Source organism: Agromyces fucosus (assembly GCF_004134865.1).
Taxonomy (GTDB): Bacteria; Actinomycetota; Actinomycetes; order Actinomycetales; family Microbacteriaceae; genus Agromyces; species Agromyces fucosus.
Genome location: NZ_SDPO01000001.1, coordinates 679,590 through 699,933, shown reverse-complemented (window position 1 = coordinate 699,933; position 20,344 = coordinate 679,590). Strand labels below are relative to the sequence as shown.

At 69.4% G+C, this 20,344-nt stretch carries 19 protein-coding genes; 13 read left to right on the top strand and 6 right to left on the bottom strand.

Annotation, left to right across the window (positions count from 1 at the left end; translation table 11 throughout):
- Nucleotides 1–25: 25 nt before the first annotated feature.
- Nucleotides 26–535, bottom strand: coding sequence for an SRPBCC family protein (locus tag ESP57_RS03285; RefSeq protein WP_129230528.1), 510 nt, complete (start codon nt 533–535; stop codon nt 26–28).
- A 171-nt stretch (nt 536–706) separates the two neighbouring features.
- On the opposite strand from ESP57_RS03285, the gene ESP57_RS03280 reads away from it, so the two are divergent.
- Both ESP57_RS03280 and ESP57_RS03275 read left to right on the top strand, forming a co-directional pair.
- The gene (locus tag ESP57_RS03280) at nt 707–1,615 is read left to right on the top strand and encodes a metallophosphoesterase (RefSeq protein WP_056009549.1); all 909 of its coding nucleotides are present in this window, start codon (nt 707–709) and stop codon (nt 1,613–1,615) included.
- Between the two features lie 58 nt (nt 1,616–1,673).
- Entirely contained in the window at nt 1,674–2,621 is a 948-nt protein-coding gene (locus ESP57_RS03275; RefSeq protein ID WP_243648382.1) for a tyrosine recombinase XerC, read from the top strand.
- A gap of 1 nt (nt 2,622) precedes the next feature.
- Here the strand turns inward: ESP57_RS03275 and ESP57_RS03270 are convergent, their stop codons facing one another.
- The gene (locus ESP57_RS03270; RefSeq protein ID WP_243648381.1) at nt 2,623–3,033 is read right to left on the bottom strand and encodes a peptidoglycan DD-metalloendopeptidase family protein; all 411 of its coding nucleotides are present in this window, start codon (nt 3,031–3,033) and stop codon (nt 2,623–2,625) included.
- A gap of 457 nt (nt 3,034–3,490) precedes the next feature.
- On the opposite strand from ESP57_RS03270, the gene rpsB reads away from it, so the two are divergent.
- The 9 genes from rpsB (at nt 3,491) to ESP57_RS03225 (ending at nt 10,247) form a co-directional block, all read left to right on the top strand.
- On the top strand, nt 3,491–4,432 hold the full coding sequence (gene rpsB / locus ESP57_RS03265) for a 30S ribosomal protein S2 (protein ID WP_129230525.1): 942 nt from the start codon (nt 3,491–3,493) through the stop codon (nt 4,430–4,432).
- 28 nt (nt 4,433–4,460) lie between these two features.
- Nucleotides 4,461–5,291, top strand: a complete 831-nt coding sequence (gene tsf / locus ESP57_RS03260) for a translation elongation factor Ts (RefSeq protein WP_056009539.1) — start codon at nt 4,461–4,463, stop codon at nt 5,289–5,291.
- A gap of 166 nt (nt 5,292–5,457) precedes the next feature.
- Nucleotides 5,458–6,189, top strand: a complete 732-nt coding sequence (pyrH, locus tag ESP57_RS03255; RefSeq protein WP_056009537.1) for a UMP kinase — start codon at nt 5,458–5,460, stop codon at nt 6,187–6,189.
- Nucleotides 6,190–6,222: 33 nt separating this feature from the next.
- Entirely contained in the window at nt 6,223–6,777 is a 555-nt protein-coding gene (gene frr, locus ESP57_RS03250) for a ribosome recycling factor (RefSeq protein ID WP_056009535.1), read from the top strand.
- Between the two features lie 86 nt (nt 6,778–6,863).
- Nucleotides 6,864–7,769, top strand: coding sequence for a phosphatidate cytidylyltransferase (locus ESP57_RS03245; protein WP_243648380.1), 906 nt, complete (start codon nt 6,864–6,866; stop codon nt 7,767–7,769).
- Between the two features lie 35 nt (nt 7,770–7,804).
- Nucleotides 7,805–8,359, top strand: coding sequence for a DivIVA domain-containing protein (locus ESP57_RS03240; protein WP_056009533.1), 555 nt, complete (start codon nt 7,805–7,807; stop codon nt 8,357–8,359).
- Nucleotides 8,360–8,568: 209 nt separating this feature from the next.
- The gene (locus tag ESP57_RS03235; protein WP_243648379.1) at nt 8,569–9,147 is read left to right on the top strand and encodes an aggregation-promoting factor C-terminal-like domain-containing protein; all 579 of its coding nucleotides are present in this window, start codon (nt 8,569–8,571) and stop codon (nt 9,145–9,147) included.
- A gap of 60 nt (nt 9,148–9,207) precedes the next feature.
- The gene (locus ESP57_RS03230) at nt 9,208–9,516 is read left to right on the top strand and encodes a hypothetical protein (protein ID WP_056009531.1); all 309 of its coding nucleotides are present in this window, start codon (nt 9,208–9,210) and stop codon (nt 9,514–9,516) included.
- Nucleotides 9,513–10,247, top strand: coding sequence for an alpha/beta hydrolase (locus ESP57_RS03225; protein WP_115957650.1), 735 nt, complete (start codon nt 9,513–9,515; stop codon nt 10,245–10,247). Before ESP57_RS03230 ends, ESP57_RS03225 begins: the two co-directional genes overlap by 4 nt.
- 62 nt (nt 10,248–10,309) lie before the next feature.
- Here the strand turns inward: ESP57_RS03225 and ESP57_RS03220 are convergent, their stop codons facing one another.
- Both ESP57_RS03220 and ESP57_RS03215 read right to left on the bottom strand, forming a co-directional pair.
- Nucleotides 10,310–11,374 carry an AI-2E family transporter gene (locus ESP57_RS03220; RefSeq protein ID WP_056009527.1) on the bottom strand — a complete coding sequence of 355 codons (1,065 nt, stop codon included), beginning with the start codon at nt 11,372–11,374 and terminating at the stop codon, nt 10,310–10,312.
- A 26-nt stretch (nt 11,375–11,400) separates the two neighbouring features.
- The gene (locus ESP57_RS03215) at nt 11,401–13,014 is read right to left on the bottom strand and encodes a DivIVA domain-containing protein (protein ID WP_056009525.1); all 1,614 of its coding nucleotides are present in this window, start codon (nt 13,012–13,014) and stop codon (nt 11,401–11,403) included.
- 188 nt (nt 13,015–13,202) lie between these two features.
- Here ESP57_RS03215 and ESP57_RS03210 point away from each other — a divergent pair, with 188 nt between their 5' ends.
- Nucleotides 13,203–15,062, top strand: coding sequence for a DUF8094 domain-containing protein (locus tag ESP57_RS03210; protein ID WP_129230523.1), 1,860 nt, complete (start codon nt 13,203–13,205; stop codon nt 15,060–15,062).
- The gene (locus ESP57_RS03205; protein ID WP_056009520.1) at nt 15,059–16,018 is read left to right on the top strand and encodes a tetratricopeptide repeat protein; all 960 of its coding nucleotides are present in this window, start codon (nt 15,059–15,061) and stop codon (nt 16,016–16,018) included. The genes ESP57_RS03210 and ESP57_RS03205 overlap by 4 nt, the downstream gene beginning before the upstream one ends.
- Before the next feature lie 13 nt (nt 16,019–16,031).
- On the opposite strand, the gene glgB is transcribed toward ESP57_RS03205, so the two are convergent.
- Together glgB and ESP57_RS03195 are read right to left on the bottom strand one after the other, a co-directional pair.
- Nucleotides 16,032–18,239, bottom strand: a complete 2,208-nt coding sequence (gene glgB, locus ESP57_RS03200; protein ID WP_129230522.1) for a 1,4-alpha-glucan branching protein GlgB — start codon at nt 18,237–18,239, stop codon at nt 16,032–16,034.
- Nucleotides 18,232–20,265: an alpha-1,4-glucan--maltose-1-phosphate maltosyltransferase gene (locus ESP57_RS03195; RefSeq protein WP_207904469.1), complete on the bottom strand. Its 2,034-nt coding sequence runs from the start codon at nt 20,263–20,265 to the stop codon at nt 18,232–18,234. The genes glgB and ESP57_RS03195 overlap by 8 nt, the downstream gene beginning before the upstream one ends.
- Between the last annotated feature and the right edge of the window lie 79 nt (nt 20,266–20,344).

Genomic DNA, 20,344 nt, shown 5'->3' with positions numbered 1-20,344 from the left:
CGATGGGGCGGCCGGCGACGACCGGTCACGCAGGAGCAGCACCTTCGGCGAGGGCCTCCGCCGCGGCTCGCGCTCGCGCAGCGGGTGCCGCCCTCCCGGCCGACGACTCGGGCATGCCCTTCCCGTCCTCGGCCAGCCGACGCAGGCTGTCCCTCACGAAGAAGACCCACGCATTCGAGCACACGTCGTAGCACTCGAGGCCCGGCACCAATCCCCGTTGCGTGAACGTCAGGCGGGTTCCATCGCCATCCGGTACGACGTCGAACTCGATCAGGTCGCCGACCCACTCGCTCTGGTCCTCGACGAAGGCGAAGAAGTTGTCGACGACGAGCCAGGTGATGCGTCGGTCGGGCTCGACGTCCGTGATCCGCATCCGCGTGCGGTGGAGCCCGGCGACCTCGAAGCCGAACTCGTCGCCCACCGCCGAGGTCGGGCCCTCGATCGCCTCATTCCACCACCCCCGAGCGTCGAGGACAGCGCGGAAGACGTCCTCGGGCGGGCGCTTGATGGTGATGGAGGTGGTGAAGTCGTTCATTCCCGGAAGCCTCTCGTCGGTGGTGCTTGCATGATGCAAGCAACGCTAGCCAGCCCGTCCGATTAGTGCAACCAATTTGTTGCACTTTCTCGCGTCGGCTGCCGCGCTGCATCCGCGTCCTCCGCTCGGCGTCGGCGGCACGTCCTAGGCTGGCGGCGAAAGGAGGGCGCGATGCAGCACCCGCAACTCGGTCGGTACCCCGCAGCCCGACACGTGATCGCCCAGGTGAGCGATACGCACCTCCTGCGCGGCGGCGCGCCGCTCGGCGGTGTCGCCGACACGGTCCTGGCGCTTGCGCAGGTCTCCGCGCAGCTCGAGCGGCTCGGCGGCAGGGTCGATGCGATCGTCGTCACCGGCGATGTCGCCGACCTGGGGGAGCCCGATGCGTACCGTCTCGCGCGTTCCGCGCTCGAGCCCCTCGCCGACCGCATGGGCTCCCGACTCGTCTGGGTGATGGGCAATCACGACGAGCGCGCCGCGTTCCGCAGCGAGTTGCTCGGCGAGCCCGCGAGCGACGCGCCGGTGCACCGCGTCGTCGAGGTCGACGGCCTCCGCATCATCGCGCTCGACTCCACGGTGCCCGACTACCATCACGGCGAACTCGACGACGCCGCGCTCGACTGGCTCGCGGCGGCCCTCGATGAGCCCGCCGAGCACGGCACCGTCATCGCGCTGCACCACGCACCCATCGCCACGCCGCTCGCGCTCATGGACGTGCTCGAACTCCGCGGGCAGGACCGCCTCGCCGACGTCGTGCGCGGCCGCGACGTTCGGGTCATCCTCGGCGGGCACCTGCACTATGCGACCAACGGCACCTTCGCCGGGATCCCCGTCTCCGTCGCCGGAGCAACCGCATACACGATGGATCTCTCGGCGTCGCCGCGCGATCTCGTCGGTGTCGACGGCGGCCGCAGCTTCTCGCTCGTGCACCTCTACCCCGACGGCGTCGTGACGTCGGTCGTGCCGGTCGGGCCGTACCCGCCGGTCACGACGCTCGATGAGGCCTTCCTCGACGAGATCGAGTCGTTGTCGCCCGACGCGCGACTCGAGCGCTTCTCGCGCAAGCTCGGCACGGTGTGACCCGCGACTGCGGGCGCGCCGTGTGCCGCGCCGGCCGTTCCGGGCGCAAGCTGGAGTCGTGAACCTCGACCAGCTGCTCGACGACTACCTGTCGCATGTGGCGATCGAGCGCGGCTACTCGCCGTACACCGTCGCCGCCTATCGGAGCGACCTCGTCGAGCTCATCGCCTTCACCGAGGCACGTGGTTCGACGGATGCCGCGTCGATCGACCTGCCGCTCCTGCGCGACTGGCTCTGGACGGCCACCGAGCGCGGCCTCGCCAGGACGAGCATCGCGCGGCGCGCAGCATCCGCTCGGGGATTCACCGCCTGGTTGACCCGCCGCGGTCTGCTCGGCGCCGATCCCGGCATGCGCCTCAAGGCGCCGCGGGCTCAGCGCACCCTGCCCCGCGTCGTCACCGAGCAGGCGGTCACCGACGCGTTCGCGGCGCTGTCGGCCCGGGCCGCCGGAGGTTCGCCCACTGAAGTGAGGGACCTCGCGATCATCGAGCTGCTCTATGCCTCGGCCCTCCGCGTCTCGGAGCTCGTGGGCCTCGATCTCGGCGACGTCGACCGGCGCCGACGCATCGTGCGCGTGCTCGGCAAGGGGTCCAAGGAGCGGATGGTTCCCTACGGGGCTCCTGCGGCCCGTGCGATCGACCGGTATCTCGACGAATCACGCCCGAAGATCATTGCGAACGCGAGCGAGAAAGTCGTGAGCTCGGACGTCGCGAGCGCACCAACTGCTACGAATGCAGTCTTCCTCGGCGCTCGAGGAGGTCGCATGGGGGTGCGCAGCGTCTACGGGCTCGTGGCTGCCATCCTCGCCGAGATCCCGGGCACGGGCCCGAGCGGCCCGCACGCCTTCCGTCACACCGCGGCGACGCACCTGCTCGACGGCGGCGCCGACCTGCGCGCGGTTCAGGAGTTCTTGGGGCACGCGAGCCTCGGCACCACGCAGATCTACACCCACGTCTCATCGGAGCGTCTGAAGCAGAGCTACCGCACGGCGCATCCGCGCGCCTGACTCATGCCGGCGGCAGCAGCACCGCCCGCGGCAGGCCGCCGAGGAAGAGGAACGGCGACACGTACTCGCCGTCGACCCGCACGCCGAAGTGCACGCAGCCCGAATCGCAGTGGCCACCGGTCGCGACGGAGCCGATGGCGTCGCCGGCCGTCACCGGGGTGCCGGCCTCGACGACCCCCGCGACCGGCTCGACCGCGCTGACGACGCCGTTGCCGTGGTCGATCGCGACGACCGGGCGTCCGGCGACCATGCCGCTGAAGCTGACCACCCCTGGAGCGGGTGCCACCACGGGTGCGCCGGCCGCCGCAGCGACGTCGATACCACGATGACCGGCCGTGTACGGCGTCGGCGGGGCGCGGAAGGGTGCCAGGATGCGGATCGGCGCGGCCACCGGCCACCGCCACGGTTCCACCGGCGGTTTCGATGCATCGCGGCGAGATGAGACGTCGAGCCTCCCGGTCTCGGACATCGCGACCGACGATGGCTCCTCGGCTGCAGATGCCGCCGAGGCCGTCGCAACGAGCGCGAGCACGACGATCACGGGTATGGACGAGGCGAGACGAGCCGCGCGTCGGCGTCGTGCTGTTCGAGCGTTCATGATCCGATGATCGGCTCGTACGAGGCATCCGCTCGCACCGAGGCCCGTGTGCGTGCACGCACCAGCGTCGACCGTGGTTGGGGAGGGGGAGTGCCGATGGTAGAGTACTGGGAGCACCCCGGTCTTCCGGGGTGACTACGCGCGCCATTTCGGCCAACGACTCCACTCAGTCCAGTTCTCTGCCTCACCGCAGAAACCGGCGGAGCCGTGCCGGGCGCCAGGGCTCCAGCCGCCGGCCGGAGCGACAACTGAGAACAAAGGAGTACGGCTCATGGCCGTCGTCACCATTCGCCAGCTGCTCGACAGCGGCGTTCACTTCGGGCACCAGACCCGCCGTTGGAACCCGAAGATGAAGCGCTTCATCCTCACGGAGCGTTCGGGCAGCTACATCATCGACCTGCAGCAGTCGCTCGCCTACATCGACAAGACGTACGACTTCGTGCGCGAGACGGTCGCCCACGGCGGCACCATCCTCTTCGTCGGCACCAAGAAGCAGGCGCAGAACGCGATCGCCGAGCAGGCGACCCGCGTCGGCCAGCCCTACGTGAACCAGCGCTGGCTCGGTGGCCTCCTCACCAACTTCCAGACGGTCTCCAAGCGCCTCGCGCGCATGAAGGAGCTCGAGGAGCTCGACTTCGAAGGCACCACGAGTGGCTTCACGAAGAAGGAACTCCTCATCAAGAAGCGCGAGCTCGACAAGCTGCACAAGTCGCTCGGCGGTATCCGCAACCTGACGAAGACGCCGTCGGCGCTCTGGGTTGTCGACACCAAGAAGGAGCACCTCGCGATCGACGAGGCCAAGAAGCTCGGCATCCCCGTCATCGGCATCCTCGACACCAACTGCGACCCCGACGAGGTCCAGTACCCGATTCCGGGCAACGACGACGCGATCCGTTCCGTGAGCCTCCTCACCCGCATCGTCGCCGACGCTGCTGCCGAGGGCCTCATCGAGCGCCACCAGAAGCCCGAGGCCGAAGGCAACGTCTCCGCCGTCGAGCCGCTCGCCGAGTGGGAGCAGGAGCTCCTCCAGGCCGGCTCCGAGACCACCCCGGAGCAGGCTTCGGCCGAGACCGAGGCCGTCGCCGAGACCGTCGAAGAGGCCAAGGCCGAAGCGGCTGAGGTCGTCGACGAAGCCGCGACCGAGGTCGCCGCGACCGAGACCGCTGCAGACGTCGAAGGCGCGGAGGCTGCTGAAGCCGCCGAGTCCAAGTAAGACCACGAGTTCAGGAGACTTACGAGATATGGCCAACTTCACTCTCGAAGACGTCAAGAACCTGCGCGAGCGCCTCGGCACCGGCATGGTCGACACCAAGAACGCCCTCGTCGAAGCCGATGGCGACATGGAGAAGGCGGTCGAGATCCTCCGCCTGAAGGGCGCGAAGGGCAATGCCAAGCGCGCCGACCGCTCCACCTCCGAGGGCCTCGTGGCTGCCGTCGACAACGGCGACGGCACCGCGACCATCATCGAGCTCGCCTGCGAGACCGACTTCGTCGCCAAGGGCGACAAGTTCGTCGGCCTCGCCGACCGCGTGCTCGCTGCAGTCGCAGCTGCCCGCGCCGAGGACCTCGACGCCGCACTCGCCGCTCCGGCCGACGGCAAGACCGTCGCGACCGTGATCGACGAAGAGGCTGCGATCCTCGGCGAGAAGGTGGAGCTTCGTCGCGTCCGCCTCGTCAAGGGCGAGCAGTTCTCGATCTACCTGCACAAGACGTCGAAGGACCTCCCGCCGCAGGTCGGCGTCGTGCTCGGCTACGCCGGCGCCGACGCTGAGACCGCCCGCTCGGTCGCTCAGCACATCTCGTTCGCCGCTCCCGAGTACCTCACTCGTGAAGACGTGCCCGCCGAGGCGGTCGACAAGGAGCGCGCGATCGTCGAGCAGATCACCCGCGAGGAGGGCAAGCCCGAGGCCGCCCTCCCGAAGATCGTCGAGGGTCGCATCGGCGCCTTCTTCAAGCAGGTCGCACTGCTCGAGCAGGACTACGCGAAGGACAACAAGCTGTCCGTCGCGAAGGTGCTCTCGGACGCAGGCCTCACGGTGAGCGACTTCGCTCGCTTCAAGGTCGGCGCGTAAGTGCCACGAAGGAGTCCGGATCGTTCGCGATCCGGACTCCTTTGCTGTGTCCGGATCGATTCCGGATGCCTGGCGGGTCGCGCCCGTCGAACACGCCCGAGTCCCGGCACTGCGCCGGGCTCGGCGAACCAGTAGCTTTGACCCCAGAGGGGAAGGATCGGTCGGGATGACGGAACGCAAGCGCAGGGTTCTGCTGAAACTCTCGGGGGAGGCGTTCGGCGCCGGTGCCCTCGGGGTGAACCCCGATGTGATCAGCGCGCTCGCACGCGAGATCGCCGACGCCGCTCGAACGGTCGAGATCGCGATCGTCGTCGGCGGCGGCAACTTCTTCCGCGGCGCCGAGCTCTCCCAGCGCGGCATGGACCGCGGCCGGGCCGACTACATGGGCATGCTCGGCACCGTGATGAACGCCCTCGCCCTCCAGGACTTCCTCGAGCAGGCGGGCGCCGAGACGCGCGTGCAGTCCGCGATCTCGATGACGCAGGTCGCGGAGCCGTACATCCCGCGTCGTGCCGAGCGGCACCTCGAGAAGGGCCGGGTCGTCATCTTCGGCGCCGGCGCCGGTCTGCCCTACTTCTCGACCGACACGGTCGCCGCGCAGCGCGCGCTCGAGATCGACGCCGAGGTCGTGCTCGTCGCGAAGAACGGGGTCGACGGCGTCTACTCCGACGATCCGCGTACCAATCCCGACGCGCACAAGATCGACCGCATCAGCTACCAGGAGGCCCTGCAGCGCGGGCTCAAGGTCGTCGACTCGACGGCGTTCAGCCTCTGCATGGACAACGGCATGCCCATGCAGGTCTTCGGCATGTCGCCGCACGGCAACGTCACCGCGGCGATCCTCGGCGCCGAACTCGGCACGATCGTCAGCAACGGCGAGCCCGCCACCAGTCGATAGACTGTCCCGAGTAGCGAACCAGAAGGAGCCCCCGTGATCGCGGACGTACTTTCCGATGCCACCACACGCATGCAGAAGGCCGTGGAGGTCGCCAAAGACGACTTCTCGAGCGTTCGCACCGGGCGGGCGAACCCCCAGCTCTTCCAGAAGATCATGGTGAGCTACTACGGCACCCCGACGCCGCTCGCGCAGCTCGCATCGATGCAGAACCCCGAAGCGCGAACCCTCGTGGTCACGCCCTACGACAAGGGTGCGCTGAAGGACATCGAGCAGGCCATCCGCGACACGCCGAACCTCGGGGCGAATCCCTCGAACGACGGCAACATCATCCGCGTCACGCTGCCCGAGCTCACTGAGGAGCGTCGCCGCGAGTTCGTCAAGATCGTGCGCGGCAAGGCCGAAGACGCGCGCGTGTCGGTGCGCAACATCCGCCGCAAGGCGAAGGACGACCTCGACGCGCTCAAGGGCGACGTCGGAGACGACGAGGTTTCGCGCGCGGAGAAGGAACTCGAGCAGATCACCAAGTCCAACGTGGACGCGATCGACGACGCCCTGAAGCGCAAGGAAGCCGAACTCCTCGAGGTCTGAGGCACACGATGTCGGGCGTCCCAGAAGAGGATCAGTCGGACGCCGGGGGAGCAGAACGAACCTCGCGCGAGGAGTTCCGAGCGCAAGTGCACGCCCGGAAGGCCGACCTGGAACGGCAGTTCGAGGTCGGCAGGGCCCAGTTCGATCAGGCCCAGGAGAAGATCAAGGCTCGCACGGGCCGCAACCTGATCCTCGCGACGCTCATCGGGCTCGGGTTCGGCGCCGTGCTGCTCCTCAGCCTCCTCGTCATCAAAGAGCTGTTCATGCTCTTCGCGGTGGTCATCGCCGCGTTCGCGAGCTACGAACTCGCGCAGGCCCTCCGCAAGGGCGGCTATCACGTTCCGCGCATCCCGACCGTCGTCGTCGCGGTGGCGGCCGTGCCGCTCGCGTACTACGGGGGCGCCGGCGGGCAGCTGATCGCGGTGCTCGGCGGCATCCTCATCGTCTCGCTCTGGCGACTCGGCGAGCAGGCCGTGCCGACACTGCGCCGCTCGGGTCGCGAACTCGGCCGCGATCTCGCGGCAGGCGCCTTCGTGCAGGGCTACGTGACTTTCCTCGCGACGTTCGCGGTCGTGCTGACCGCGGCAGAGGGCGGCGAGCTCTGGACGCTCGCGTTCATCGCAGTGGCCGTCGCGGCCGATACCGGTGCCTACGCGTTCGGCCTCATGCTCGGCAAGCACAAGATGGCGCCGATCATCAGCCCGAAGAAGACCTGGGAGGGCTTCGCAGGCGGGGCCGGGGTCAGCCTGGTCGCGGGTGTGCTGCTCTCGACGCTCATGCTCGGCAACACCTGGTGGTTCGGTCTGATCTTCGGGGCGGCGATCTTCCTCACGGCGACCCTCGGCGATCTCGTCGAGTCCCTGATCAAGCGTGACATCGGCATCAAGGACATGAGCTCGTGGCTCCCGGGGCACGGTGGCTTCCTCGATCGCCTCGACTCGATCCTTCCCTCCGCGGCCGTCGCGTTCGTGGCATTCCGGATCTTCGGGTGACCGTTTCCGCGCCGACCCTCGGTGATAATGGAGCGGTGGACTCCACCTTCCCTCGCGCTCGCAAGCCCAAGCTCGGATACAACACGGCTCAGGTCGAATCGTTCCTGCAGGTGGCGCGGCGTGCGTACGACGGCACCGCTCGCCCCGACGACGAGCCGCTGACTTCGGATCGCATCCGGTTGACGGCCTTCGCGATGCAGAAGGGCGGCTACTCCACGACCCATGTCGATCAGGCCCTCGAGCGGCTGGAAGACGCCTTCGCCGCCCAGGAGCGCCAGGTGGCCGCTCGCCTGCACGGCGGGGAGGCGTGGCTCACCGAGGCGCGCGCGACGGCACAAGTCGTCTCCAACCGCCTGGCGCGCCCCGAGGGCCACCGGTTCGATCGCGTCGCGCCGCTCGTGCGCGGGTACAGTACTCGCGACGTCGACCGCTTCGCGGACAAGCTCACGAGGTACTTCAGCGACGGCTGGCCGATCTCGATCGACGACGTGCGCGGCGTCGTCTTCAAGACCCAGCGCGGCGGCTATCGCGAGGCCCAGGTCGACCTGCTGCTCGACGCGGTCGTCGACGTGATGCTCGCGGTTCGCTGACGTGCGCGTCGAGTTGGAATCTCTGCTCGCTCTTTCGATACACTCGTCGAATCGTGGGTAGACATGCGGGAAGTGACGAGGCCGGGCAGCCGCGTCCTGAGACGATCGCAACCCCGTCGCCCGTCGATTCCTCGCCGTTCGTCCGACCGGCGCCGACGGTCGGAGCGGCGGCCGCCAGAGCCCCTCGCGTCGGCCGCGTCAAGCAGGCCGTGACCGTCGTGTTCGCTTTCGCGGCATCCGTCAGCTTCCTCCTCGTGAACATCGTCGACCCGTTCTCGGGGGCGATCGCATCGTCGAATCTCGCGAGCGCCGGCGCAGACGACCGATTCGGCGGTGAGGCGGTGCAGGCGATCGAGGTCGCCGGCGAGTACTCGATCGACGTCGGCCACGAGAGCTACGACGTCGAGAAGAAGCCCGAGGTCAAACTCGCCCCCGCTTCGACGAGCCAGGGCAGCGGATGGGCTCCTCCCGCGGTGACGCCAGACCCCGGTTCGGCTCAGGCGTATGCCGCCGGCGCCGTCGCGGCACGCGGATGGCCGTCGAGCGAGTTCGACTGCCTCGTGGCCCTCTGGAGCAAGGAATCCGGATGGCGCGTGAACGCGTACAACGCCGGAAGCGGCGCGTACGGCATTCCGCAGGCACTGCCCGGCTCGAAGATGGCGACCGCCGGTGCCGATTGGGAGACCAATGCGGCGACCCAGATCGAGTGGGGGCTCGGCTACGTCTCCGGGCGCTACGGCACGCCCTGCGGCGCGTGGGCGCACTCGCAGGACGTCGGCTGGTACTGATCAGTCCCGGGTCGCGGTGGGGAGCGGATCCCGCGCCGCGCGCAGCTTAGACTGGATTCCATGGCGCGTTCGAACCGATCCCGGAGTCGGGCGGCTCGAGCCCGCGAGGAGCATCCCGAGCTCGATGTCGAACGACTCACCTCGGGATGGCGACGCACCGAGGTGCGCGGCGGTCGCGAGTGGAACGTCCAGCCCGTCTCGGAGGCGCAGGCCGCGAAGGCGTATCTCTGCCCGGGCTGCGGGCAGGATGTCGCGCCGGGCGTGGCGCATCTCGTGGCCTGGCGCGCCGACGGCGTCCTCGGCGACGCGGCCGACCTGGCCTCGCGCCGTCATTGGCACACCCACTGCTGGAGGATTGGCGCAGCATGAGCGACACGTCCATCGAGATCCGCGCGAGCGTCGAGCTGCCCGCTCGTCGCGAGGAGATCGAACTGCACACGGCCGACGGCCTGACCCTCGTCGGCGAACTCGCGACGCCGCTCGATCGGCCGCCCGTCGCGACGCTCGTCACGCTGCATCCGCTGCCGACCGCCGGCGGCTTCATGGACTCGCACATCATCAGGAAGGCAGCGGCCCGGCTGCCGGCGCTCGCCGATCTCGCGGTACTGCGCTTCAACACGCGCGGCACGGTCTCGCCACGCGGCACGAGTGAGGGCTCCTTCGGCGAGGGCGTGGCAGAGCGAGCGGATGTCGCGGCGGCGATGTCGTTCGTGACGGAGCGCGCACTGCCGCACCCGTGGCTCGTCGGCTGGTCCTTCGGCACGGAGCTCGCGCTGAAGTACGGACTCGACCACGGCATCGACGGGGCGATCCTGCTCTCGCCGCCGCTGCACCGCACAAGTGCTGCGGAGCTCGCCCGGTGGCAGCACGCCGCGCCCGAACTGGTCGCACTGATTCCGGAGTTCGACGACTACCTGCGACCGGCCGAGGCCGCCGAGCGGTTCGCGAGCGTGCCGAAGGTCACGCGCATCGACGTGACGGGCGGCAAGCACCTGTGGGTGGGGGAGTCCCAGACCCGCCGGGTGCTCGACGAGATCGTCGGAGTGGTCAACCCCGCAGCCCTGCCGCTGCCGACGGTGTGGCCCGCAGACGCGAGCTGAACCGAGCGGACTGAAGAGCGGATCGAGCTGCTCCGGCGCCCGACGGACGCATTGCGCCCGGCTCAGCGCTCGTTCTGATGCGGGACGACGACCTGCTTGATGATGAGCAGGATGGCCGCGGCGACCGGGATCGCGACGAGTGCGCCGAGCACGCCGCCGAGCGATCCGCCCGCGAGCGCCGCGATGACCACGAGCGCGCCGGGCACCTTCACGGCGCGGTTCATGATGCGCGGGCTCAGCACGTATGCCTCGACCTGCATGTAGATCACGTAGTAGATCGCTGCCACGAAGGCCGTCAGCGGCGAACCGAGGCCGGGGATCAGGCAGACGAGCACGATGAGCACCGAGCCGCTCAGCGTTCCGACGAGCGGCACGAGCGAGAACAGGAAGGCGAGGAAGGCGAGCACCGCCGGGAACGGGGCCTGGATGATCGAGAGGAAGACGAAGCTCGCGACACCGTTGACCGCGGCGAGCGAGACCTGGCCGAGCACGTAGCGGCCGACCGACTGGGTGATCTGCTCGGTCAGGTCGGCGAAGCGCTCGCGCTTCGAGGCCGGCACGAGCTGGTAGGTGGCGCGCTTCATGGTGTTCAGGGACGACACGAAGTAGAGCGTCAGGATGAAGACGATGACGACGCCGAACACGCCGGCGCCGATCGCCACGGCGACCTGCAGCACTCCGCCGGCGAGCTCGCTGAGCTTGTCGGGATTGGTGAAGAAGTCGGTGAGGCCGGTCGTGACCTGATCGCTGATCTCGTCGACCGGAACCTGCGGGAACTGCTCTTCGAGGTACTCGATCCAGTCCTGGGAGCTCGACTGGTCGATGATCCGCGGGATCTCCTCGACGAGCTGGCTCACCTGGTCGACGATGATCGGCACGACGGCGACCACGAGGGCGGCGACGAGCAGTCCAACGCCGCTCATGACGATCAGGATCGCCGCCCAACGAGGAAGCCCTCGGCGCTCGAGCCAGCTGGTTGCCGGATCGAGGCCGAGGGCCAGGAACAGTGCGATGCCGACGTAGGCGATGATCGTCGACAGCGTCGCGATGGAGCTGAGGATGAGCAGGCCGACACCCACGCCGAGGGTGCCGACCAGCCCGATGCGGAACGCGTTCTGGATCTTCATGGAACGGTCCGCCGCCTCTGCTCGAACTACTTGGTCTTCGCCGCGATCTGCTCCGCCTGCGTGAGCACGCCGCGGAGGCTCTCGAAGTAACCGGCGACGGCGTCGCGCTCGATCTTGATCTGCGAGAGGCGGTCCTCGGCGTCGGCGACGAGCGCGCGGGTGCGCTCCTCGGCGTCGGCGATGAGCTTGCGGGCCTGCTCGTGCGCGGCCGCGATGCGGTCGCGCGCCTCGTCGTCGGCCTTGTCGCGAACGACCGCGATGTCGGACCGGACCTCGGTCTCGAGACGGTCGGCCTCTGCGCGGCTCTCGGCCGTGCGTGCGACGGCCTCGGCGAGCTCGGCGTTGGCGTCCTCGAGGAACTTCTGGGTCTGCGCGACCGCCTCCTGGTGGGCGGCGAGCAGTTCCTGCTCCGCTTCGTCGCGCTTCGTCGACAACTCGGATTCGAGGTCGAGGTGCGCCTTCTCGATCTCGCGACGCATGCGGTTGACCTCGTGCGTGGTCTTCTTGCGCATGGCGGTGAGCTGGTTGTCGAGGTCGATGCGGCCCTGCTCGGACTCCGCGTCGAAGTCGGCGCGCGCCTGCTCCTGCTCGAGGGCGAGGTCGGCTCGCATCTGCTCGAGATCGGCGGCGTGCTTGGCCCGGATGCGCTCGAGTTCGTGCTGGAGCTTGAGGCGAGCCGCCTCGGCTTCGCGCTCGAGGTCGACCTTCGCCTGCTCGCGCTGCTGGACCAGTTCGACCCGGCTGCCTTCGAGCTCGCGGTCGAGGTCGCTGCGAGCCTGCTCGAGCTCGTGCACGAGTGCTGCGCGGCGCTCGGCGATCTCGGCGTCGATGGCGGCGCGAGCCTCGGCGGATTCGCGCTCGAGGTCGAGGCGCGACTGCTCGGTCTCGGCGGCGAGGTCGATGCGGGCCTGCTCGCTCTCGCGAGCGAGTTCGGCGCGGGCACGGTCGAGCTCGATGGCGACCTCTGCGCGAGTCTGCTCGGTCTCCTGAGTGAGGCCGGCAGCGGTGGCGCGAGCTTCGGTGGCCTCCGCGTTGGCCGCCAGGAGGATCTCGGCGGACTTGCGCTCGGCGGACGCGATCATCGCCGCGGATTCGCGCTTGGCGCTCGTGCGGATCTCCGCGGTCTCGGTGGCGACCGCGCCACGGATCGCTGCCGCGTCGCGCGCAGCATCCTGACGGAGCTGTTCGCTGGCCTCGTGGGAGCGCGAGACCATGTCGTCGGCCTCGGAACGCGCGTTCTCGAGGATGCGGTTGGCCTGTGCGCGAGCCTCGGTGAGCGTGCGCTCGGCGAGTTCGTGCGCGTCGGAGCGCATGAGGTGCGCCTCGTCTTCAGCCGCGCGACGGAGCTTCTCCGCGTCGATGTCGGCCTGGGCGATGAGGCGAGTGGACTGCTCCTCCGCGACGCGGAGGGTGTTCTCGAGCTTGGTGCCGAGACCGGAGAACGTGGGGCTGCCGACCTCTTCGAGTTCGGCCGTCAGCTCCTCGATGCGAGCGAGGAGGCGCTTGTTCTCCTTGACGCTGTCGGTGCTCTGGTTGTTCGCGGCGATGATGTCGCGACGCAGGCCGTTGATCGCCTTGTCGACCTCGTCCTTGTCATATCCGCGGAACACTTGCGTGAACTCGGTCTCTTCGACGGCCATTCTTCCTCCGGGCTCTGTCCCGCGTTCGTGGGGGCGCATGCGGGATGGTGTGTCCGATTGTACGGGGTTGCGCGAGGCGCCCGGAGACACCGGACTTGCAGCCATCGGTTAGCGATCTCCCAGAAATCGTCGGTAGTCTGGAATGTCTGTGTCAGAGGCCGCCCAGGGCGGCAATGGAGGTTCCGTTCGTGCGCTTCGTCTTCGCAATCGTGGCGTTCATCGCCGCGGCCGTGATGATCGGGCTCGGCATCGCCCAGCGCACGGTCTTCCTCGAGCCCGACCGTGTCTCGATGTCCGCCGAGCTCTCGGGCGGCGAGGCCGACTTCATCGTCGTCGAGCCCGAGGCGCTGGCCGCACATCCGGGCAAGCAGACGATCACGGTGTCGGGATCCCCGAAGGCGTTCCTCTCCTACGGGCGCAGCTCCGATGTGGAGGCCTGGCTGGGCGACACTCCGTATGTCTCGGTCGGATACGACGAGGGAGCCGACGAGCTGACGAACGAGATCGTCGTCCCGAAGCCGGTCGACGATTCGACTCCCGTGGCCCCGACGACGCCGCCGACGACCGGGACCGAGGCCGACGCCGTCGCCCCCGAAGAGCCGTCACCCTCCGGTTCCGACCTCTGGCTCGACGAGTTCACCGACGACCTCGTGCTCACCACGACGATCGACGTCCCCGACGACATCGCCCTGCTGGTCAGTGCTGACGGCGGCGACGAGTTGCCCTCGCGCGTGAAGATCGACTGGCCGCTCGACAATGCGACGCCGTGGGCCGGCCCCCTGATCGTCGGCGGCGCGCTGGTGTTCCTCGTCGGCATCGCACTCGTGATCGCCGGGTTCATGAACCACCGGCGCATGCGCGGCCCCCGCCGGAACCTGCCGAAGGGCCCGCGCGGCAAGCTGCCGAGCGCTCCGAAGCCGGGTCGCACCCAGATCGGCGGCGGACGTCGCTCCATCGGCCGGGCGAAGCGCGTCGCCATCGTCCCGTTGCTCGTCATCCCGGCGCTGGCGCTCTCCGCATGCTCGGCCGACTACTGGCCGAACTTCGACCAGCAGGCGGCACCCGAGACCACGGCTCCGGCGACGGCTCCGGCAACGCCCGTGCCGACCGATGAGCCCGAAGAAGACACCCCCGTGACCCAGCCCGCGGTGACCGTGCCCCAGATGGAGCGCATCATGCGCCGCGTCGCGGTCTTCGCCACCGACGTCGACGCGTCACGCGATGCCACGGTCGCCGCCGAGCGCTTCACCGGCCCGGCACTCGAGGCGCGCACGGCCAACTACGCCATCCGCGGTTCCCTCGCCGAGCACCCGCTTCCGACGCCGATCCCGGCTTCGCCGCTCACCCTGACGCTGCCGCAGCAGGCCACGGGCTGGCCCCGCACGGTGCTCACGATCGCCAAGAACTCGGATGACCCGACGATCGCTCCGAGCGCCCTCACGCTCGTACAGCAGTCGCCGCGTGAGAACTACAAGATCCTCTACGCCATCTCCCTCGCACCCGACGCCGAGGTGCCCGAGGTCGCTCCCGCGTCGATCGGCGCGGCGCCGATCTCGCCCGAGTTCAAGGGGCTCGTGATGCCGACCGGTCAGGTGGCCGCTGCGTATGCCGACGTGCTGCTGAAGGGCGAGGCATCCGAGTTCTACCCGATGTTCGACGCCGAGGGCGACACCCTCATGCAGCAGCTCGGGCCGGCCGGGCAGAAGGCCATCAACGACGGCCTCCCGGCGACCGTCGACGCGAGCTACTCGAACGCGGTGGGTGACAGCCCCACGATCGCCCTCGCCACGAACGACGCCGGCGCGCTCGTGTCGGTCTCGATCGAGCAGACCGAGAACGTCGTCCCCAACGACGGCGGTACGATCGGATTCCAGCCGGGTCCCGCTGCGGCGCTCTCCGGGTTCACCGGCAAGAGCGCGAAGGGCGTGCAGCGCGTCATCGGCATCCAACTGCTGTTCTACGTTCCGGGCGTCGGCAACGAATCTGAGGACCAGATCCGTCTGCTCGGCTGGTCGGAGAGTCTCATCGGAGCTTCGGAGGTACCGTGACCAACCCGATTCCCCCTTCCGGCGCAGCGCTTCGCGGTGCCGTCGACCTCTCGGCGCTCGTGCAGCGTCAGGCGCAGAGCCCCGCGGGCGCACAGGGTGCGCACGCGGCATCCGGCCCGAGCGATCAGATCGTCTTCGAGACGGATGACGCAGCCTTCGGCTCCACGCTCGAACTCTCGCGCACGGTCCCGGTCATCGTGGCGCTGTGGGCGACCTGGAGCGAGCCGTCCAAGGCCCTCCTCGCGACGCTCGAACGCCTCGTGCGTGCTCGCGCGGGTCGACTCGTGCTCGCGGCGGCCGACGCCGATCGCAGCCCGCAGCTCGTGCAGGCCTTCCAGGCCCAGGCCATCCCGACGATCGTCGCCGTGGTCGCCGGTCAGCCCGTGCCGCTGTTCACGGGCGAGCAGCCCGACGAGGTTATCGACCAGGTGTTCGACCAACTGCTCGAGCTCGCCGGCCAGCACGGCGTGACCGGCAGCATCGAGACCGGTGAGCCAGGTGCCGCCGAAGACGGTGCTCCGGCGGAACCCGTCGAGCCGCCGCTGCCGCCGCTGCACCAAGAGGCGTACGACGCGATCGAGCGGGGCGACTTCGCCGCCGCGTCATCCGCGTACCGCACGGCGATCGCGCAGGACCCGCGTGATTCGCTCGCCGTCGCCGGTCTCGCCCAGGCGAACCTGCTCGGACGGCTGCACGGCAAGACGCTGGATGAGATCCGCAACGCCGCCGCTGCCGCCCCGAAGGATCTCGACGCGCAGCTCGACGTCGCCGATCTCGACCTCTCGGGCGGCCACGTCGACGACGCGTTCGATCGACTGCTGACGATGTTCCCCGAGCTCGACGCCGACGGCAAGAAGCTCGTGCGCGAGCGCATCGTCGAGCTCTTCGAGGTCGTCGGCACCGACGACCCGCGGGTCGCCGTGGCACGGCGACGCCTCACGACGCTGCTGTACTGACGCGCCCGACCGGTCAGTCGGTCGTCTCGAGCGCGAACCAGACCGCCCCGAGCGGCGGCAGCGTGAACGACGCCGATGCCGGCCGCCCCGCCCACGGCGCCTCGATCGCATCGACCCCGCCGAGGTTGCCGACCCCTGAGCCGCCGAACTCCGCGGCATCCGAGTTCATGACCTCGCGCCAGCGCCCGGCGCTCGGCATGCCGAGGCGGAAGCCCTCGTGCGGCACCCCCGAGAAGTTCACGACGCAGAGGAGCGGTCGTCGCTCGCGGTCGTACCTGAGGAACGCGATGACGTTCTCGGCGGCCGCGCCGCCCTCGATCCATTCGAACCCGGCCGCATCGTCGTCGAGCTGCCAGAGTGCCGGCGTCGCCCGGTAGCCGCGATTCAGTGCGCCGACGAACTCGGCGAGCTGCCGGTGGCTCGGCTGGTCGAGGATCCACCAGTCGAGGCCGCGCTCCTCGCTCCATTCGGAGAGCTGGCCGAACTCCTGCCCCATGAAGAGCAGCTGCTTGCCGGGGTGCGCCCACATGAAGGCGAGGTAGGCGCGCACGTTCGCGAGCTGCTGCCAGTGATCGCCCGGCATCTTGCGCACGAGCGAGCCCTTGCCGTGCACGACCTCGTCGTGGCTGATCGGCAGCACGAAGTGCTCGCTGAACGCGTAGAGGAACGAGAACGTGAGGTCGTGGTGGTGGTGCGAGCGGTACATCGGGTCGTTCTGGATGTACTGCAGCGAGTCGTGCATCCAGCCCATGTTCCACTTGTAGCCGAACCCCAGGCCGCCGCTCTCGGTGGGGGCGGTGACGCCCGGCCAGCTCGTGGACTCCTCGGCGATCATGACGATGCCGGGATTGCGCTTGTAGGCGGTCGCGGTCGTCTCCTGCAGGAAGGCGATCGCCTCGAGGTTCTCACGGCCGCCGTGCACGTTCGGCAGCCATTCGCCCTCGGCCCGCGAGTAGTCGAGGTAGAGCATCGAGGCGACCGCGTCGACCCGCAGCCCGTCGACGTGCATCTCCTCGAACCAGAAGAGGGCGTTGGCGACGAGGAAGTTGCGCACCCGCGGGTTGCCGTAGTCGAAGACGTAGGTGCCCCAGTCGAGCTGCTCGCCGCGGCGCGGATCGGCGTGCTCGTAGAGCGGCTGCCCGTCGAAGCGGGCGAGTGCCCATTCGTCTTTCGGGAAGTGCCCGGGCACCCAGTCCATGATCACGCCGATGCCCGCCTGGTGCAGCCGGTCGATGAGGTACTTCAGGTCATCGGGGGAGCCGAACCGCGAGGTGGCGGCGTAGTAGCCCGTCACCTGGTAGCCCCATGAGCCGCCGAACGGATGCTCCGCGAGCGGCATGAACTCGACGTGCGTGTAGCCCAGCCACTCGAGGTATTCGATGAGCTCGTCGGCGACGTCGCGGTAGCCCTTGCCGGGGCGCCACGAGCCGAGGTGCAGCTCGTAGATGCTCATGGGCAGCGCGTGCAGGTCGGCGGCGGCACGGCGGGACATCCATTCGCCGTCGGCCCAGCCGTGCGTGCTCACGGAGACCACCGATCCGGTGGCGGGGGCGATCTCGGCCTGCCGGGCCATCGGGTCGGACTTCATGATCCAGTCGCCGGCGGCCGTGAGGAGCTCGAACTTGTAGACCGCGCCGGGCTCGACGTCGGGGATGAAGAGCTCCCAGACGCCGGTCGGGCCCATGCTGCGCATCGCGTGCCCCGTGCCGTCCCAGCGGTTGAACGCTCCCACCACGCGGGCTGCGGACGCGCGCGGCGCCCACACGGTGAACGCGGTGCCGCTCACGCTGCCGGAGACGCCCCAGTGCTCGCGGTAGTGTGCGCCGAGCACGCGCCAGAGCTCCTCGTGCCGGCCCTCGCCGATGAGGTGCAGGTCGAGCTCGCCGATCGTCGGCGCGAAGCGATACGGGTCGTCGCTCGTCCACTCCGAACGGTCGGCGTAGCGGGCGCGCACCCGGTAGTCGCGCGGGCCGAACATGCCGGCCCCCGCCCAGATGCCGTGACCGATGTGCTCGAGCGCGATCTCGCCTCCGTCGGCGAACACCGCGGCGACCGACTCGGCGAGTGGCCGTCGCGTGCGGATCGCCGTGAGCGGCCCTTCGAGGTGCGGCTCCTCGAAGCCGTGCTGGCCGAGCACCGAGTGCGGGTCGTGGTGGCGCCCCTCGGCGACGGCGGCGAGCACCTCGTCGGCGATGACGGGAGCGGCGAGCGGTTCAGGCATCCGTGACCCTTCTCACGTGCAGGATGTGCGCGGGCCGCGTGAAGGCGTCGAGCCGCACGTAGTTGTCGGCGCCCCACTCCCACCGTTCACCGGTGACGAGTTCGTCGACCTCGAAGCGGGCTCCGGGCGGGAGGCCGAGCGCCTCGAGGTCGAGGTGCACGGTCGTCTCCCGCACCGAGTGCGGGTCGACGTTCGCGACCACGATGATCGTGTCGTCGGCGCCGTGTCCGTTGCCACTGCCGGTGAAGCGGCCCTCGAGGTGCTTCGAGTAGACGAGCACCGAGTCGTCGTCGCTCGCGTGGAAGCGGATGTTGCGGAGCTGGCCGAGCGCCGGGTGCTCGGCGCGGATGCGGTTGAGGATGCCGAGGTAGAGCGCGAGTGAACGCCCCTCGCGCTCGGCGGCTGCGAAGTCGCGAGGCTTGTACTCGTACTTCTCGTTGTCGATCGCCTCTTCGGCGCCGGGGCGGGCGACCGACTCGAAGTGCTCGAAGCCCGCGTACACGCCCCACAGCGGCGCGGCCGTCGCGGCGATGGTCGCGCGCACGGTGAACGCGGCCGGGCCGCCGAACTGGAGGTACTCGGTGAGGATGTCGGGGGTGTTGACGAAGAGGTTCGGCCGCATGAAGTCGGCGGTCTCCTGCGACACGCTCGTCAGGAACTCCTCGAGCTCGGTCTTCGTGTTCCGCCAGGTGAAGTACGAATACGACTGCTGGAAGCCGACCATCGCCAGCGCCTGCATCATCGCCGGGCGGGTGAAGGCCTCGGCGAGGAACACGACGCCCGGGTCGTCCGCGTTCACCGCCGCGATCAGCCGCTCCCAGAACGCGAGGGGCTTCGTGTGCGGGTTGTCGACGCGGAAGATGCGCACGCCCTGCTTCATCCAGTGCCGGACGACCCGCAGCACCTCGGCGAAGATGCCCTCGGGGTCGTCGTCGAAGTTCACCGGATAGATGTCCTGGTACTTCTTCGGCGGGTTCTCGGCGTAGCGGATCGTGCCGTCGGGCAACTGCGTGAACCAGTCGGGATGCTCCGCCACCCACGGGTGATCGGGCGCGGCCTGCAGGGCGAGATCGAGCGCGACCTCGATGCCGAGGGCGGCGGCACGTCGCACGAAGGCGCGGAAGTCGGCGAGCGTGCCGAGGTCGGGGTGCACGGCATCGTGGCCGCCCGGCGTGCCGTCGGCGAGCGGTCCGCCGATCGCCCAGGGGGAGCCGGGGTCATGTGGGCCCGGGTCGAGCGTGTTGTTGCGCCCCTTGCGGTTCGTTACCCCGATCGGGTGGATCGGCGGCAGGTAGACGACGTCGAAGCCCATCGCGGCGACGCCGTCGAGGCGCTTCGCCGCGCTGCGGAAGGTGCCCGACTTCCACGAGCCGTCTTTCAGCTGCTTCGCCCCTTCGGATCGCGGGAAGAACTCGTACCAGGCGCCGACGCCCGCGTGCCGGCGTTCGACGAGGATCGTGTGCTCGGGGGAGTCCGTCGAGAGCCGCGCGAGGGGCCGCACGTCGAACTCGGCGAGGGCCGGGTCGTCGATGAGCGGGCGGCGAGCGGCGACGGATGCCGCGTCATCGCGCAGCCCGGCGGCGAGCGTCGACAGCCGTTTGCGTGCCGCGAGCGGCCGGGCCTTCTCGGCGACGGCCCGGTCGAGCAGGCGGGCGCCGAGCTCGAACATGAGCTCGGCGTCGACCCCTGCGTCGACCTTGAGCGCGGCGTCGTGCCGCCACGTCGCGACCTCGTCGTCGAACCCCGTCACGTGCCAGTGCCACTCGCCGACCTGGTCGAGGAGTACCTCGACCTCCCACCGATCGGTGCCGGCCGCCAGCGGAGACATCCGCTCGTGTCGCACCTGCCCTGACGGGCTCGTGATGACGAGCATCGCGCCCACCTGATCGTGCCCCTCGCGGAACACGGTCGCGCGGAACGGCACCACCTCGCCCTCGAACGCCTTGGGGCGCCAACGCGCATCGGGCACAGCGGGAGTCAGCCGGGTCACTGGGATCCGGCCGGCGAGCACGGGGGCGGTCGTCACGTTTCGACCGTAGCGCGTCTCAACCGGATCGCACTCGCGAACGCGGCCGGAACGTCATGGCCGGGCCGGATCTGTTGAC